Genomic DNA, 15,692 nt, shown 5'->3' with positions numbered 1-15,692 from the left:
CCCTGCTGAATCTTCTACTAACACCACCACAGGCCCAATACTTAATATATAAGCCATCAACAAAGTTGGAACAGAATAACATAAAACACGAATTATTCTTGATTCTTTATTTTGCGACACATGATCCTCCTCCTCAGATCCCTGTTAGTCTGAAATCAGGTCTTTCCCCTGTTTAATCTTGATCCAGATAATCTTTCCCATTAATGCTCCGAATCACAGACCGCATCCAGGTATCCAGTTCCTGCTGCATCTGTTTTACCCTTTCGGCCTGTTCTGGATCTTTAGAAAGATCAGTCTGCTCCATCGGGTCATCGCTCAGGTTGTAGAGTTCGAATCTCGTCCCTTTGATCCGATGCAGTTTCCAAGGCCAGTCCGTCCAGGCCGCGTGCCCGGTCGTGGTTTCTTCGGGAAACTGGGGGAATTCGTCGACGTCTTTCCGCATGCGGACCGGATCATGGGGTAAGGGAGCACCGGCCTGCTGCTTCTCCATGATCGCTTTCTGAATCTGGTCGCTGCGGGTACCTTGCCCGCCCTGTAAATGATGCCAGAAGCCCATTGGCTTCTTCCGTTCGGTTACCGACCCCGCAATGATGCCGCTCACATCCATACCATCCAGCGGATGCGGGGCATACAACTCTACGCCGGCCATCGCCAGCAGTGTCGGATAGATATCAAAGGTCGCCACAGGGATCGCAGTCCGCCCCTTGAGTTTCTTAGCCGGCCATTCGATGATCCCCGGCACCCGCAGGCCCCCTTCGTAGATGCTCCCCTTTTTCTCACGACCCCCGGACGTCTCCTTGTTCAGCCCGCCGTTGTCGCTGCAGTACCAGACGATCGTATTCTCCGCCATGTCCATATCCCGCAGCGCGCGTCGCAGACGGCCGACCTGCTGATCCAGCAGCGTAATTTCGCGGTAGTACCCCGCCTGCAGTTTGCCTTTGTAAAGGCTGGGGCCATCCGGCACTTCCGCATGCGGGGAGTGCGGAGAGGGGAACCAGACGACCGTGAAGATCGGCTGATCACCGTCCTTGTGTTTCTTGAGGAACGCGAGCGTATCATCCATCAGGATCACCGAACCCTTCCCCTGGCGATGCTCGATCTTTCCCATCCGGCTCAGGTAGGGATTATTGTCGAAAAAGTTGAGACCGATCACCCATTCATCGAATCCCATGCCACTCGGATTGCAGGGCGAGTCGGGTTGTCCCGAACCCAGGTGCACTTTGCCGAAAATACCGGTGACGTATCCCGCGGCTTTCAACGTTTCAGCAATGGTCTGCTCGTGCGGACGCATGTAGCGACCATGGTTGGTGACTTTGGCTCGATTCGGATTCCGTCCAGTCATCACGCTGGCCCGGGTCGGCGAACAGACCGGTGCACCGGCATAGAAGCGGTCAAAGACGAATCCCTCTTTCGCCATGGCATCGAGTTCCGGCGTCTTGACAAACGGGTGGCCATTATAGCCTGTATCTCCCCAGCCCTGGTCATCAGCCATCACCAGAATGATGTTCGGTTTTTCGGAAGTATCCGCCTTCGCTGCCAGGGAGACTCCTGACACGAACAGGCAAAAAACGGCTCCGATGACTGCTGAAAAAACACGTCGATTCCCCATCATTGACTCTTTCTGTCTGGTGGCTGTGTGGTGAAGAGGCGTCCCTTGGAAATCAGGATCGCCAGCTTCGATCATATCAGTGCCCGACCCTGATTCACATTATCAGATTCACAGAGCAGGCCATTTTTCCAGTTTCAAAAAATCGAATCAAATACACGACATCGTGTAGACGTGTATATATTTCGCCAGTAGTATAAGGGGACATTGATTCATTACTGCTATCTTACTGGTTGGGAGAAACAGCGTGGTTCATTCGTTCAAGATCATCATCCCGCTAGCAACAGCTCTCTTGCTGGGACTCAATAATTTGGGCCATGCTCAGTTTGGTCCGTCTGCTCCATCTGCTCCGTCCGGCCCTTCCGGGGGCGGGTTCTCGCGACCTTCTGCACCGAGTCCGGGAGGCAGAAGTTATCGCCCCTCTTCTCCCAGACCGAGTTACGGCAATCGTCCCGGCACTCCCAGTCCGCGGGTCAATCGACCCGGCATCCCCACTCCGGGAGGCAATCGCCCGGGCTATAATTCCAGGACCGTGACGCGCCCAGGAAATCCAGCAAATCCGAACATGGGGCGGACCAACTACTCTGGACAAAACTCCGCCGTTTCAACGAATCGCTCTACGAATCAAATTTCGCATTATAAAAACCCGCTCTTTCGAAATACGAATCCTGCTCCTCCCAGAGTCGAATTCGGCAAGACTCCCACCACGCGCGTCTATGCGGGGATCTCTCCCGCCCCGACAGGCCAGTGGCAGAATGCAAAACAACTGCTCCAGAAAGGAAACACCAGTCAGGCGCAGGCCATTATTGATTCCCAATTGCAGCAGAACCCCTCGCTGTCAAAATTGATGTCTGCCGTTTCCACGCTGGAGCAGGGGAATGCGCCCTTCAGTGTGCTGCAACCCTACCGGAGACGTGCCCAGAATCTGGCACGCGCTGAAACGTTGAAAAACGTGAATAATCCGACTCCCTGGATTGCGCTTGCCAAATTTTCGTTAGAAGACAAGAACAATACCGAATTTCGCAGTGTGGTCTCCTCGATGGGACAGAAATTTCCTAACGATAAACACACTTACTATTTTCAGGGAATCGCTGACCTCAAGGATGAGAACTGGAAAGCCGCTGAGCAGCAGTTCCTGAAAGCCAAAGAAATGGGAGTTCCTGAAGCGAGTATTGCGAAGTGGCTGAAAATGGCAATCGACCAACAACGCTGGATCTGGGAATATGCCTGGTTCACGTTATACGTGGTCCTCGCCTGGCTCGTGGGTTTAGCCTTCTTGTACGTAGCAGGCAAATTCATGTCGTCCAGAATCGTCCGCATTCTTCAAAAGGAAAACATAATCCAGGCACTGGAAGGGCATCAAAGCTTGCGTTCCGCCTATCGGCTGTTGGTGCAATTCGCCAGCGTCTATTACTATATTTCCTTACCGCTGCTGGTCGTCGTTTCCCTCGCCGTCCCTCTCACCCTGGGTTATGCCCTGCTCAATGTCCCTTACTTGAACCTGTGGCTGGTGGCCCTCGTCTTTATCCTGAGTCTGGGATCGATCTGGACTGCCTGCAGTGGGATCTGGACCTGCTTTGTCGGCATTAATCGGGAGATCCCGGGCAAAATCATTTCGAAAGAAGAGCAGCCCGGTTTGTGGGCGCTGGTCGAAGAAGTCGCCGAGAAAGTCGGCACCCGGCCCGTCGATCAGATTCGTCTCCTGCAGTCAACGACCATCGCAGTTTCAGAGCAGGGGAATGTCCTGAAACGATTCAGAGACAAGGGCACCCGGATTCTCTATTTAGGAGTGGGCGTTCTCGACGGTCTCTCAGTCGATGCCTTTTCCTGCATTCTGGCTCATGAATATGGGCACTTCCTCAACCGGGATACAGCAGGCGGCGCGACAGCGATGCGCGTTGATATTGCGATGCAACGCTTTGCACAATCCGTGGCCAGTCGACGCCAGATTCGCTGGTGGCACATTGCCTTTCAATTTTTGAGATTTTATTACCGCGTCTTTTCCCGAATCACCTTCGGTGCCAGCAGACTGCAGGAAATTCTTGCCGACCGTGTGGCTGTCAAAGCCTATGGAGCCGCCTCATTTGAAAAAGGTTTACGCCACGTCGTCCGTCGCTCAGTCGAATATGACTACTGGATGAATCGCGGCGTCTCCGAAGTACTTCAGGCACAACAGGCATCGAAATGCTTCGGGCCTGTGAATGCACGCCCGTCTTTAAAGGCCCTGGATCAGATAGAGTATATGCTGGTCCAAATCATCAATCGACCCACTGACGAATCAGACACCCATCCCAGCGACATTGACCGGTTTACTTATACCAGAAAAATGGAACAGGGAGATGCTGACTCCAGGCAAGGCATGGTCTGGCAGTTCTTTAAAAACAAAAGCAAAATCTACGATGAATTGTCAACGGGGCTGCTGACGTTGCTGAATGAGGAGGCCTCTTATTCTGATGGGCTGAATAAAATGAACATCGCCTATCTGAACGGCCAGTGTGCGAGGAATTCCAAAGCGGCTGAACTGTATGAAGAACGCGCTCATCTGCATCTGATTTGTGGTGCTCACCAGGCGGCACTGAATGATTACAAAACCGCAATCGAATGTGCCCCCGAAAAAGAGTCCGCCTTTTACGGCAAAGCCGTCGTCTATAAAGCGATGAAAGACTATCACAAGGCAGCGCAGGTCTTGAAAGTCGCGATGGAACAATTCCCCGACTCGGTCAGTTTTGGAACGTACTTCTTATTAGGCGAGTGTTATCAAAACGCAGAAGAATATGCAGCAGCGGAACAGGCCTTTACAAAGGCGATCAAGCAGGACGAAACCGTGTTTTGTGCCTGGATGACGCGCGGCCGTGTGCGGGCAGAGTTAAATCAATATGCGGAAGCGATTCAGGATTTCACGCAGGCTCTCGAACTGTTTCCCGATTCTCCAGACGCCTTCTTTGATCGGGCCATGGCCTCTCTCAAATTGAATGAGCGGGACTCCGCCAGAACAGATATCGAACAATCCATCGCTAAAAACGCATCTTATCCGGATGCCCACCGCGAACTGGCGCGTTTACTGCTCGATACAGCCGATACATCAGAACCCGCTCTGGCCAAACAGGCACTGCAGCACGCACGAATTGCCAACGCTTCTCCCGTCATGCAGGAAGAATCGCTTTCCGTTCTGGCGACCGCTTTGATTAATGTCAGAAATTATCCAGAGGCTGAAAAAACCATCAAAAAATTACTCCCCCTGCTGACCGATGATTCGAAATCAGATTGGAGGGAGGAACTGTCCCGCATCCAGGCACTCACCGGCCGAGAGGAATCTCTCAATCGGCAAGCAGTCACCAGCGTCGATGAACTCAATTGATTCAATGCTCTAATCGAGTATTGCTAACCGCGCACCCGGGCTTGAGACTCCCCAGGAATCGGCTCAACTCAACTGCGATCCAAAATGGTTCTAACAGTCCATTGATTTCACTCTCATTATCAAAGTGAATCAATCGCATGGTGGACGCACCTTTCTGGTCTAAAATGATCCAGAATGAAATCCAAATTTGCTCACACTTCATGATGCAGACTCAATTGACGTATCACAAGCAGTTTATGCTATAATCATTATTCTACACTAATCAGAATCTGATTCTGGCCCCCAATACATCCCACGACACGAATCAACAGGAAGCCCGCAATCATGACCTCCTCCAAAGAGACGACCCGTCGCGATTTTTTGAAAACAACCGTTGCTGCTGCAGCCGCATCCACTTTTGCCGCTCCCGCATTTGTCCGCGGACAGAATTTGAACTCGCAATTGCAGTTTGCGGGCATCGGCACCGACGGCAAAGGGTATTCTGATATCAAGCTCATTGCCAGCCACGATAAAGTGAAATGCGTCGCCTTCTGCGATGTCGACTTGGCGCGCACTGAGAAAGTCAAACCGTTGGCACCTGACGCTCCCATCTACCAGGACTACAAAGCAATGCTGGATGAGCTGGGTGATAAAATCGATGCCGTTTCGGTTTCCACTCCCGACCATACCCACGCCATCATCAGCATGGACGCCATGCAACGCGGCAAGCACGTTTACTGCCAGAAACCGCTGACACGCACGGTGTGGGAAGCCCGCCAGATGCGACTGCAGGCCAAAAAATCAGGCGTCATCACGCGGATGGGGAACCAGATCCATTCACATTCCGCTTATCGGACCGGAGTAAAAGCGATTCAAGATGGCGTCATCGGTAAAGTATCAGCCGTGCATTCCTGGGTCGGCACCACCGGACACGGACGCAGTGGTCTACTCGAACCGCCTAAGACAAATGAAGCTGTTCCCAAAACACTCGACTGGAATCTCTGGGTCAGTGTCGCCCCGATGCGTCCCTATGGCGGAAACCGGGTCTACCATCCCTTCACCTGGAGAGACTGGCAGGACTTCGGTTCCGGAGCCATCGGCGATTTCGGCTGTCACTTGCTCGATCCGGTCTACACGGCCCTTAAAATTACAGGTGACCCGATCAGCGTCCACTCGGAGCACACCGGCATGAATGATGAAGTCTGGCCCGCCCAGGAAACCATCAAATACATCATCCCCGGTACGCAGTATACCGCTGGTCGCAGTCTGCCGATTAACTGGTACGATGGTGGTCGGCGTCCCGCGAACGGAATCGCCAAACTGTTACCCGGCCAAACACTGCCAGGCGGCGGTTCGATCTTCGTCGGTGAAAAAGGAAACATGATTCTGCCCCACGTCGGCATGCCGTTCGTCAACATCGAAGGTGTGACAATCGAGCCGGTAGAAGGTCTCGATCATTATCACGGCTGGGTCGACGGCTGCCTGTCCGGTAAACAGCCCAGCGACGGGTTTGAATACGGCGGCCATCTGACCGAAGCCGTACAGTTAGGCAACGTGGCCGCATACTTCTCGGGCGAAACCCTCGAATTCGATGGCAAAGCCCTCAAAATTACCAACAACTCGGCTGCCAACAAATACCTGACACGGGACTACCGCACCGGCTTCGAAATCGCTTCGATCTAGACTCCTGTATTCCTCAAGATAGAAAACACCTCGTATGCAGTTATTTAATCTCCGCCGTCTTGCTGTTTTAATGGTAATTCTGTCTGGAGCCAGCGTCGTGCTGGCCGCTGATACCGAGTTGGCGAAGAATATCACAGTACCTGCTGGCTGGAGGGGGGAGCAGATTCCGCTGCCCCCTTCCTTCGCCAGGGAAATGCAGTTCAAGGGAATCGAAGAAGCCCGCTTTTCGCCGGGCATGTTTCAGGAAAAATCGAATTCGTTTTTCTCCTACTTCTTCGTCTTTAAACTCGATCCCGGCACAGAGCTGACACAAAAAAACATCGAACGCGAACTACTCACGTATTATCAGGGGCTGTCGAGTACCATCTTCAAAAGCCGGAAGAAGGAAATCGATACCAGCGGCTTTACCTGCAAACTGACCAAAGCCACCCCCGTCGATCCACAGAAGATTTACCCGCAGGGTCTCACAGAATATGCGGCAAAGGTCAACTGGACGGAACCGTTCGTCACCCGGAAACCGCAAACCTTGAATCTGATCATCCAGACCTGGACAGACAAAACAACCGGGACCGGCTATCTGTTCGCCTGCGTTTCTCCGCAGGATATGAAAGCCAATATCTGGCAGACGATGCGAAACATTCGCGACACCTTTTATCGCAATCTGTCTCGATAACACAGAACGTGATTTTAGTCGCCAGTATGCGACCGGAGACGTGATCCCCGCCGGCCGCCAGGGGCTGATCAGGTTCGCACTATGATCTCTACGATCATTCCGGTTTCGTGATCACGACGCCCCATTTGCCGAACTTGATCCGATCACCTGCCGCGACACGGCGTTGATAGACCGAACAGACATTCCCGGGAATTTCGCGTCCCCCCGGCATCAGGAACAGCACGAATTCAGGGACCGCCGCCAGTTCGAATCCCTGCTTTTGTAATTCGTCCGTCACGCTGTCCTGGTTACGGTCCGGCAGGGGTGTTACGGCATAGACCACGCCCGGTGAGGTACAGACGACTTCGGTCTGCTCCATCGGACTGAAGACAAACTGCCCGCCTTGCAGAAAACGGGGCAACTTGTCGTGAAAAGCATAGCTGCGGTTGCTGAAGATCGCCTCACCCAGCTTCACGTTGCGCATTTCGCCTTTCACAGGTTTCAACTGTGCACCCGGCTCCTCAAGCAGGGCGGTTGCCTTTTCATGCTTGTTCAACGAAGTGACGCGTTTCTTCCTCCAAGGCTTCGGATTGACGCCTGTCGCGTGGTTGATGAGGACCCGCTCACGCGCCGCAGAACTCTGATACTTCCCGGCCAGCACATCGGCTTCCGTGAATGTCGTCAGCAGAATGTGTTTCTCGTCCGCACGGTTCCAGTCATAAATCACGTAGATCGTACCGTCCGGTCCCTGGGTGGCATCCGGGTACGAAACCGTATCCCGCGCATCCAGCAGCAATCCACCTTTCCATGACTTACCGTCATCATCCGAGAGATAAGCAGTCAGATGATTCCGCCCGCGAGCCCGTTCATCAATTCCGTTGTGCTTGATCAATAACAGATTACCAGATGCCAGTCGCTGGATATGAAAGCGGGACGTTGTCTGCTGCAGATGATCTTTCACCTCGGTCCAGGTACGACCGCCATCGGTGGAGACCGCTTCGCCAATCCCGTGACCAGCGGTGCGAACCAGTAACCACAAAGAGCCATCCTTCCGTTCGACAAGCATCGGTTCATCGCAGTTCCGGCGGTCCTTGGGAACGTTGGCGGCACCCCGCAGGGCCCAGGTGCGTCCCCGATCCTTCGAGACCATAACGCGATCGCTGTCATCCTGGTGCCAGATCGCAGCCGGCATGAGCCACTCCCCATTCTTCGTCACGATCGGCTTATTGATCATCACCCCGGGGAACAACGCCCGCGGTTTGGTCCAGGTGGGGTTCTCCGCATCGGGGTTCTCGGTCGTGATCGACATCGTCACGTTCAGATCGCCCCCGTTCATCCACCAGAACAGCCACAACTTGCCCGAGGGATCCAGCCAGAAACAGGGATCCGAAGCCCGACGAGGCCCATCGCCGTCGGGGTTGATTACGAATTTCAAATCGCTCCAGGTTTTGCCATCATCGTCGCTGGTCGCCGCCATCACATAGTTGAAGCGGTCTTCATGAATCGGTCCGGCATACCAGCCCGCCCACAGGCGACCGCCGGGCGTGCGTTCAATCGTGGGGATTCCCTGATATTTACGTGCCTCCGAATTCGATTCCGCACCCGGATGGAAATTAACCGGCGGATGAACGAAATCCTTCAGCAACTCGCCAGTGTCGACGGGAGTGTCCTTCGATTCCGCAGGCAGAGAACTGCAGACCATCAACAATAAGAGGCAGGTGAGCGTCAGGGAAAGTCTCATGGTGGCAACCTTTCGAAAATGTAAAATCATGTCGCCTGGGAAGAAATCAGGAAGTTATTTATCAAATTCCAACATCAAACAGGTCCTCCAACACCTGAGGCAACATAGGTCCATGGTACTGTTACGTGGCCCGAGTTTCCACGAAGTCGTCTCCTGCACGTTGTTTACAACACGATTTCATGGGGATTTCAAACGCCCTCATTCCTTACCTGGGCTTCACGCAATATTCATATATTGCACATTAAGACTTCATTTCGACTCGTACAATGGGGAAAAATTCGGAAATCGTAGATCATCAATCCGCGACTCCGGCTTTTCAATTTCCCGCCAAAAGGTACTCGCTTCCGCCACCTGGACACCTTCCGTCCTTGCCACCCGCCGCTGGTACGCCCAATAACGTTTCACCCGCCATCCGTACATTTTCGGCTTTAGCTGCCCGCCATGGGACTACCTGGTCCTCGATCACCCGCCATACGTATGTCATCGGCCATTGCTACCCGCCACCTGGACGCCCACGGTCTATACACGCCGTAGGTTTTATCTGCCCTTGGACGATTCGTTTTAATTGAGGGCGGTGGTTTTACATCCAATGAAAGGAAGATTATGCGTTCACAGTCCGGGCTGCGCGTCAGCCACAGAGGTTTTACGTTGATTGAATTGCTGGTGGTAATTGCCATTATCGCTATTCTGATCGCACTGTTACTCCCCGCCGTTCAGCAGGCACGGGAAGCCGCCCGTCGTTCACAGTGCAAAAATAATTTGAAGCAGATCGGTCTCGCGATCGCAAACTACGAGTCAAGCTATACCCGTTTCCCCACATCAGGTGAATACACCGACGAACGCGCCGTTACCCGTCGCATGATGCCGGTGTCGATGCACGTCGCAATTCTGCCTTACACCGACCAGGCACCGCTGGCTCAGAAGTGGAACTTCAACTACCACTACACCAACGCCGTCAATGCCCCGTTGTGTAAGACGAAGCTGCCGGTCTATGTCTGTCCTTCCAGTTCGCTGACTCAGGTCGACTCCCTCGGCTATGGAATCACCGACTACATGCCGATTGCCTACACCGACCTCGACCCGACCACCGGATTGCGAAACCCGAGTGGCAGCGGTGCCTTAAATGCGGACCGCTGTGGTGCCCTGGGACCCTACAATCCCATCACGACTTCCATCGACGGGTTGAGTAACACTATTCTGGTGATCGAAGACGGTAACCGTCCGACCCAGACCGCCGGACACTACAACCAGACTCAGAAAATCGTCAACGGTGCAACCGGTCTGGATACAACTCAGTTGTTCGCCACGGCCGACGTGGTCCCCGGAACCTTTGGTGGACCTTACGGTGCTCCCAACCGCTGGGCTGACCCCGATAACGGCAGTGGCGTGTCCGGTCCTCCCAACATGACGGCCGGAAATCGCAAGAACATCATCAACAACAACAGTTCGCCGATTAACGGCCCCTCAGGTTGTCCCTGGGCCACCAATAACTGCGGACCCAACGATGAACCCTTCAGTGCCCATGTCGGCGGTTGTCACGCTCTGCTGGGTGACGGCAGCGTCCACTTCCTGTCGGAAAACATCGACGTCCACATCATCCGCCGCCTCTGCAACCCCAAAGACGGCGAAGTCGTCGGCGAGTATTAAGCCTCAACAGCAACTCACTTGCCAACTTAGAGAACCACAGTCTTCAGCGGACCTCCTGCTGAAGGCTGTTTTCGTTGTCGGAGAGCACAATCATCAGCTCGCTCAACAGAACCGTAGGGGCGGTACCCACGTGTCCGCCCGCCTGGAGAGATTCTAACCAGAACAGATTCCCGAAGGCATCAGTGCAGAAAAGAGGCTAATCCCAGATCGGATCGGAATAAGTCAGCGATTCGGGGACCATGCCGTGCCAGACCCTGATGTAGCTGACGAGCAGGAAGTAGGGGAGATTCGTAACCTCATGAGAGACTTTGGTAAAGCTCCACCAGACCGGATGATAAAAGGAATGCAACAGATCGGAATTCCGCGACTCGACACCGGCCGATCTCGGCAGCAGAAATGCATACGCCGGACCGATGCTCAACACATAGATCACAATCAACAGCAGCACGAAATACGAGATCGACCGCAGGAGCCTGGCCTTCTTTTTTTCTGGCATAAAACAACCTCAGTCAGCAGGGAGGCAATAACTTCAGTTTACCTGAAGCGAAGCAGAACGAAAGTAGATTCTTCAACTACTGCCTGATTGGTATCCCCAGAAGAGTTCAATGGATCTGGCCGATTGATAATCCTCACGAAGATCTAATTCTACGCAGATTTTTTAGACAAGATAATAATTCTCTCAGGTCTATAATATTAAATGTAATTATTCAGTTGACCACTAACTCAATCAGCAAGCCGGCGACTGATCCATGTCGATAACATCCCCCGCTGACACTGGAACGAATACAGGCAGAGGATGGCTGCCAGGCGCCATTACGGCTGTATTGTTGCTGGGGGCAGGGATGCTTGTGGCAATCACCGGTCGTCAGTACTGGTGGTTGCACGGCAACGGCGAATTACTTTCATTGTTGAGTCAGGCTGCCTGCCTGGCTGCGGTTTGTATCGGACTTCTCTCCGCAGCCCGATTCATGGGGCTTCAGACTAATTACGATAAGTTGACGCGAATTCTGGCGACCCTGTATTTTATGTATCTCGCATTGAAAATCGGTGGGAGATACATCCATTTATGCACGGCAGGTTCACGCCTCATTGAAGGCTTCGCACTGTTTGGGCCCGCAGTTCTGATCGGGATAATGATCTTTACCGTCAACAGGCGAGGAATCGCCTGCACGATCGCCACTATCCTGCTCATCATTCTCTGGTTGCTCGCACGTCGCTACCTCGATTGGGTTCACGGGGTCTGAATCAACGCCCGGCTGGGCATCCGGGGTAGGGATTGTTCGAATCCAGAAACGCCACCAGCTGCTTGACTACTCTCAATTAAGGTATAGGAGCAGTAACCTTATCTCCGCCCTCCTTATCGACTGGTTCAAGGGTGCCCCCATCCCAGAGGATTTTGCAACCGGGCAGACTTTTTTTCAGTTCTTTGACACCCTCTGGCGTCACTTTTGTCTTCGTGAGATCCAATTGTTTCAGGCTCGAACACTGCTTGAGGAATTTCAATCCCTCGTCAGTGATGGCGGTCTGGTCTAATCCCAGTCCTTCGAGATGCTTTAACTCGCTGATCCGGGTTAAGGCTGCGTCGGTGATTGGTGTGCTTTTCAATCCCAGGAGTTTCAGATTGGGGGCGTTTTGTGCCAGGTGGTCCACTCCTGGATCGCTGACTTTGGTGAAACTGAACGCGATGTTTTCCAGGCGATCGAGATTGAGATGCGGCAGCCATTCGTCATTGATGGGGGTTCCTCCCATGTTCATGAGCTTGAACGGTTTATCGGCCAGTGGGCGGAATTGCTCCAGTGTCACCGGGACTTGCCAGAGTTGTATCTCTTCGAGGTTCTTGCACTCGGAAAAGGTCTCCAGGCCGGAACCGACTTTGGGGCTCACATTCACATCGAGGACACGCAGATTGCGACAGTTCCGAAAATGGGAAAGGCCTGCTCCCGTGATCTGCGCTAAATTGTGCAGTTGCAGTACTTCGATATTCTGACAGTTGTCGAATTCGTCCAGGTCGGAATCGATTAAGTGATCATGATTGATGAAGGACACAGAAGTGATCGAAAATGGGGAAGGGGGTAGATTTGCTATTCTCGTAATCAACTGGTCTGTGTTGTTAACTCGAAGTCTTCCTCGCTTCGACAGGGCACTGTAAGCAGCACGCAACTCCGGATCATCAGTTTTCGGGACAGCCCATTTCGCGTTGTCCGGAAGCCGCATGAACTCGATGTCCTTGAAGATTCCCCGTGATCCGGTACCGCCAAATCCCACCATCATTTTTTTGTCATCCTGGTTGAGCAGATTCACGTCCAGAAACATCCGGCCTTGGATGTAGACGATGAATCTGTTGTTAATTGAAGCCAGGGTAAACTCGATGAATTCCGGGAGTTCGTCGGGATAGTAGCCAGTCCGCAAATCCCGCCACCCGCTCGCTGGTGCAGCGCCGATGCCAAAATACTTGAGATCTTTATTTCTGCTGTTCCAGAAGACGACGTAACTGGTATCTCCATGTAAGACACGCAGATTCACATGTCTTTTTCCTCCGGCATTTTTGACACGTGTCCGCAAGATGAAATTCTTTGCTTGCATGTCGGGAAATCGAACGTAGGCGGAGTCACAATCGATTGTGCCCTCGCTGAATTTTGCTTTTGAAGCGTAATCGGTTCCTGCGAGCGCGGCCATGTGGAGATCAAAGTCTTCCCGGGTAGACAACAATGGCTCCCATGTTCCGGTGGCGAAGGAATCGTAATCACGAGGGGGATCATTTGCGTAACGGGGCTGGTAAGTTTCTTCTGTCGGTTTCAAAGCGGGGGCCGCAGGTTTCACCGCGAGTGGTTCATCGGCCGAGAACATCCGGCTAAAGCTGCCTTGGAATGTGATGATGCCGAGTCCCATGAGCACTACCAGCAGAACGGCGACCGCGATCGTCCCGCGTCGCTTGCCAGAGCGGATCGGGTTTCTGCTGACAATTTGTCTGGGTTTACCCTTTGCGCACCGTTCGAGTTCGTCGTGTACTTCATGGATCGAAGCAAGGCGTTTCTCAGGCGTCTTGGCATGTAATCGGCTGATGAGTGTCGTGAGACATGGAGGGACCTCGGGAATAATTTCCGTGATCGCACGTGGCTGGTCTTCCACCACTCGCTTTAATACGGCCAGGGTGGATTCCGCACGAAACGGGGGGCGACCACAGCACATGTAATACAGCACGCTGCCCAGACTGAAGAGATCGGAACGATGGTCAATCGAATTTGACTGCGCCTGCTCGGGAGACATGTAGAGTGGCGTTCCCGTAATGACGCCGCTTTGCGTCATACTGGCATCATCAGCCGAACGTGCCAGGCCGAAGTCCGTGATCTTGAGGAGGCCTGTGGCACGGTCGATCAGAATGTTTGCCGGTTTGATGTCGCGATGAATGAGCCCCTTATCGTGTGCGGCGGCGAGACCACAGGCAATTTGCTGTCCGATCCGCAGGACTTCCGAAACATCGAGCGGGCCGGTCCGATCGATCATTGCCTGCAGGGTTTCGCCGTCGATGAACTCCATGACCAGAAAAGGGAGCGGCTCTCCATAAATGTCATAGATACTGACGACGTTTTCATGGCGAATCATGGCGGTGGCGCGGGCCTCCCGCAAAAACCGCTTGCGGGCCGGTGATGTGGTGGCCAGTTCCGGAGCCATCACCTTAATGGCAACAATACGTTCCAACTGGTCGTCAAACGCCCTGAACACAATACCGCAACCACCGCGGCCGATGACTTCCCGAATTTCATAACGCCCGAGTCGCCCCAGCGAATCTGGAGTCTCGGAGGGCTCCAGGAACGACAGGTTGATTTCGCGTTGTGCCGCGTGCAGATCGACTGTGGTGGCGTCCGAAGATTGGCCCTTCATCATTTGCTGGAGTGCGGGAGAGTCAAGGAATTCACCCGATTGCTCGTGGGCAGAGAACAGGGCTTCTACCTGTTCCCGTAGCGCCTCATCATCACCACAGACATCCCGTAGATACTGCTCGCGTTCCTGGAGATCCTCAATCTCCAGTGCCGCCAGGAAGATGGATTGTTCATTCATGTTCTTGTTTCCCCAGCCAGTCGTTATCGGATCCAGCGGCCTTTCTCTACGAGCGTCCACGGACCGCCTTGATCAGAACTTCGATCCGAATCGGTCCGACCTTTCAACTCAATATAATTTGTACAGTCTGTCCACATCAAGGATTTGTTCGTGCGTCCCATTCTGCATGATGGTTAACCCCGGTGACGGGAACAGAAGTCAAATGAAGATGCGCCATGAACATGGGGGGCTCCCGTGAATAGAGTATTGTCGTCATTGACCTCTATTCTTAGTGCGAGATCCGTGTTCGAATCTGGCCAGGATTTTCAGGAATTTTTTTCGGAAGTCAGCTGATTTTCAATTTCCCGCCGTAACCAGGCACGGGCAAAGGACCAGAGCCGCCCTGCGGTGCGTTCGGATATGTCGAGTGTCTCTGCTGCCTCGGGAAGCGTAAGTCCAGCGAAATAGCGTAGTTGCACCAGTTCGGCCGCCTGGGGATGCTCGCACGCGAGTTGTTTCAGGGCATCGTCCAGCGCCAGCAAATCTTCCTGCGGGGCTGGCAGGCTGGGGGAAAGGTCGTCGTGCATTTCCTGCCGGATAAAGTTGCCACCCCGTTTCAGGCTCCCTTTCTGGCGGGCTTTATCGATGAGAATGCGGCGGATGGCCACCGCGGCTGCCCCAAAGAAATGCCCTCGGCTATTCCATTGTTCCGGATTTGCGCCGCCGATCAATCGCACATAGGCCTCATGCACGAGCGCAGTCGGCTGCAACGTCTGACCGGGCTTTTCGTTTGCCAGGTGCGTGGCTGCGAGCATCCGCAACTCATTGTAAACGAGCGGCAGTAACCGGTCAGCGGCTTCAGGATTGCCAGAATCGATGGCTTGTAGAATCTCTGTGAATTCGGTCATGCAGATAATTCTACCCTTTCAGTGCTGACTTGCCACACCTGAGTATCAGAAATTCAATTGCGTACGGGTGTAAGAGCTGA

10 protein-coding genes are annotated in these 15,692 nt (G+C 53.4%); 5 read left to right on the top strand and 5 right to left on the bottom strand.

All coding sequences use genetic code 11. The features are described 5' to 3' along the window. Nucleotides 1-172: 172 nt before the first annotated feature. A complete protein-coding gene (locus FYZ48_RS16430) occupies nt 173-1,609 on the bottom strand; it encodes a sulfatase family protein (RefSeq protein WP_149342427.1) in 1,437 nt (478 codons plus the stop codon). A gap of 244 nt (nt 1,610-1,853) precedes the next feature. Here FYZ48_RS16430 and FYZ48_RS16425 point away from each other — a divergent pair, with 244 nt between their 5' ends. From FYZ48_RS16425 to FYZ48_RS16415, 3 genes are all read left to right on the top strand, one after another. Further along, the gene (locus FYZ48_RS16425) at nt 1,854-4,964 is read left to right on the top strand and encodes a tetratricopeptide repeat protein (RefSeq protein WP_149342239.1); all 3,111 of its coding nucleotides are present in this window, start codon (nt 1,854-1,856) and stop codon (nt 4,962-4,964) included. Between the two features lie 324 nt (nt 4,965-5,288). Further along, on the top strand, nt 5,289-6,626 hold the full coding sequence (locus FYZ48_RS16420; protein WP_149342237.1) for a Gfo/Idh/MocA family protein: 1,338 nt from the start codon (nt 5,289-5,291) through the stop codon (nt 6,624-6,626). A gap of 34 nt (nt 6,627-6,660) precedes the next feature. Further along, nucleotides 6,661-7,299, top strand: a complete 639-nt coding sequence (locus FYZ48_RS16415) for a hypothetical protein (RefSeq protein WP_149342235.1) — start codon at nt 6,661-6,663, stop codon at nt 7,297-7,299. A gap of 94 nt (nt 7,300-7,393) precedes the next feature. Here the strand turns inward: FYZ48_RS16415 and FYZ48_RS16410 are convergent, their stop codons facing one another. After that, entirely contained in the window at nt 7,394-9,019 is a 1,626-nt protein-coding gene (locus tag FYZ48_RS16410) for a sialidase family protein (RefSeq protein WP_149342233.1), read from the bottom strand. 603 nt (nt 9,020-9,622) lie between these two features. On the opposite strand from FYZ48_RS16410, the gene FYZ48_RS16405 reads away from it, so the two are divergent. Next, nucleotides 9,623-10,666, top strand: a complete 1,044-nt coding sequence (locus FYZ48_RS16405; RefSeq protein WP_149342231.1) for a DUF1559 domain-containing protein — start codon at nt 9,623-9,625, stop codon at nt 10,664-10,666. Between the two features lie 196 nt (nt 10,667-10,862). Here FYZ48_RS16405 and FYZ48_RS16400 read toward each other — a convergent pair whose 3' ends face one another. Beyond that, a complete protein-coding gene (locus FYZ48_RS16400) occupies nt 10,863-11,162 on the bottom strand; it encodes a hypothetical protein (RefSeq protein WP_149342228.1) in 300 nt (99 codons plus the stop codon). Nucleotides 11,163-11,415: 253 nt separating this feature from the next. Between FYZ48_RS16400 and FYZ48_RS16395 the strand changes: the two genes are divergently transcribed. Beyond that, nucleotides 11,416-11,910, top strand: a complete 495-nt coding sequence (locus FYZ48_RS16395; protein WP_149342226.1) for a hypothetical protein — start codon at nt 11,416-11,418, stop codon at nt 11,908-11,910. Between the two features lie 76 nt (nt 11,911-11,986). On the opposite strand, the gene FYZ48_RS16390 is transcribed toward FYZ48_RS16395, so the two are convergent. Both FYZ48_RS16390 and FYZ48_RS16385 read right to left on the bottom strand, forming a co-directional pair. Then, nucleotides 11,987-14,725, bottom strand: a complete 2,739-nt coding sequence (locus FYZ48_RS16390) for a protein kinase domain-containing protein (RefSeq protein ID WP_149342223.1) — start codon at nt 14,723-14,725, stop codon at nt 11,987-11,989. 305 nt (nt 14,726-15,030) lie between these two features. After that, on the bottom strand, nt 15,031-15,612 hold the full coding sequence (locus tag FYZ48_RS16385) for an ECF-type sigma factor (protein ID WP_149342221.1): 582 nt from the start codon (nt 15,610-15,612) through the stop codon (nt 15,031-15,033). Nucleotides 15,613-15,692 lie beyond the last annotated feature (80 nt).

This window comes from Gimesia chilikensis, from assembly GCF_008329715.1.
GTDB classification, from domain to species: Bacteria; Planctomycetota; Planctomycetia; order Planctomycetales; family Planctomycetaceae; genus Gimesia; species Gimesia chilikensis.
This window is presented reverse-complemented; position numbering and strand designations above follow the sequence as displayed.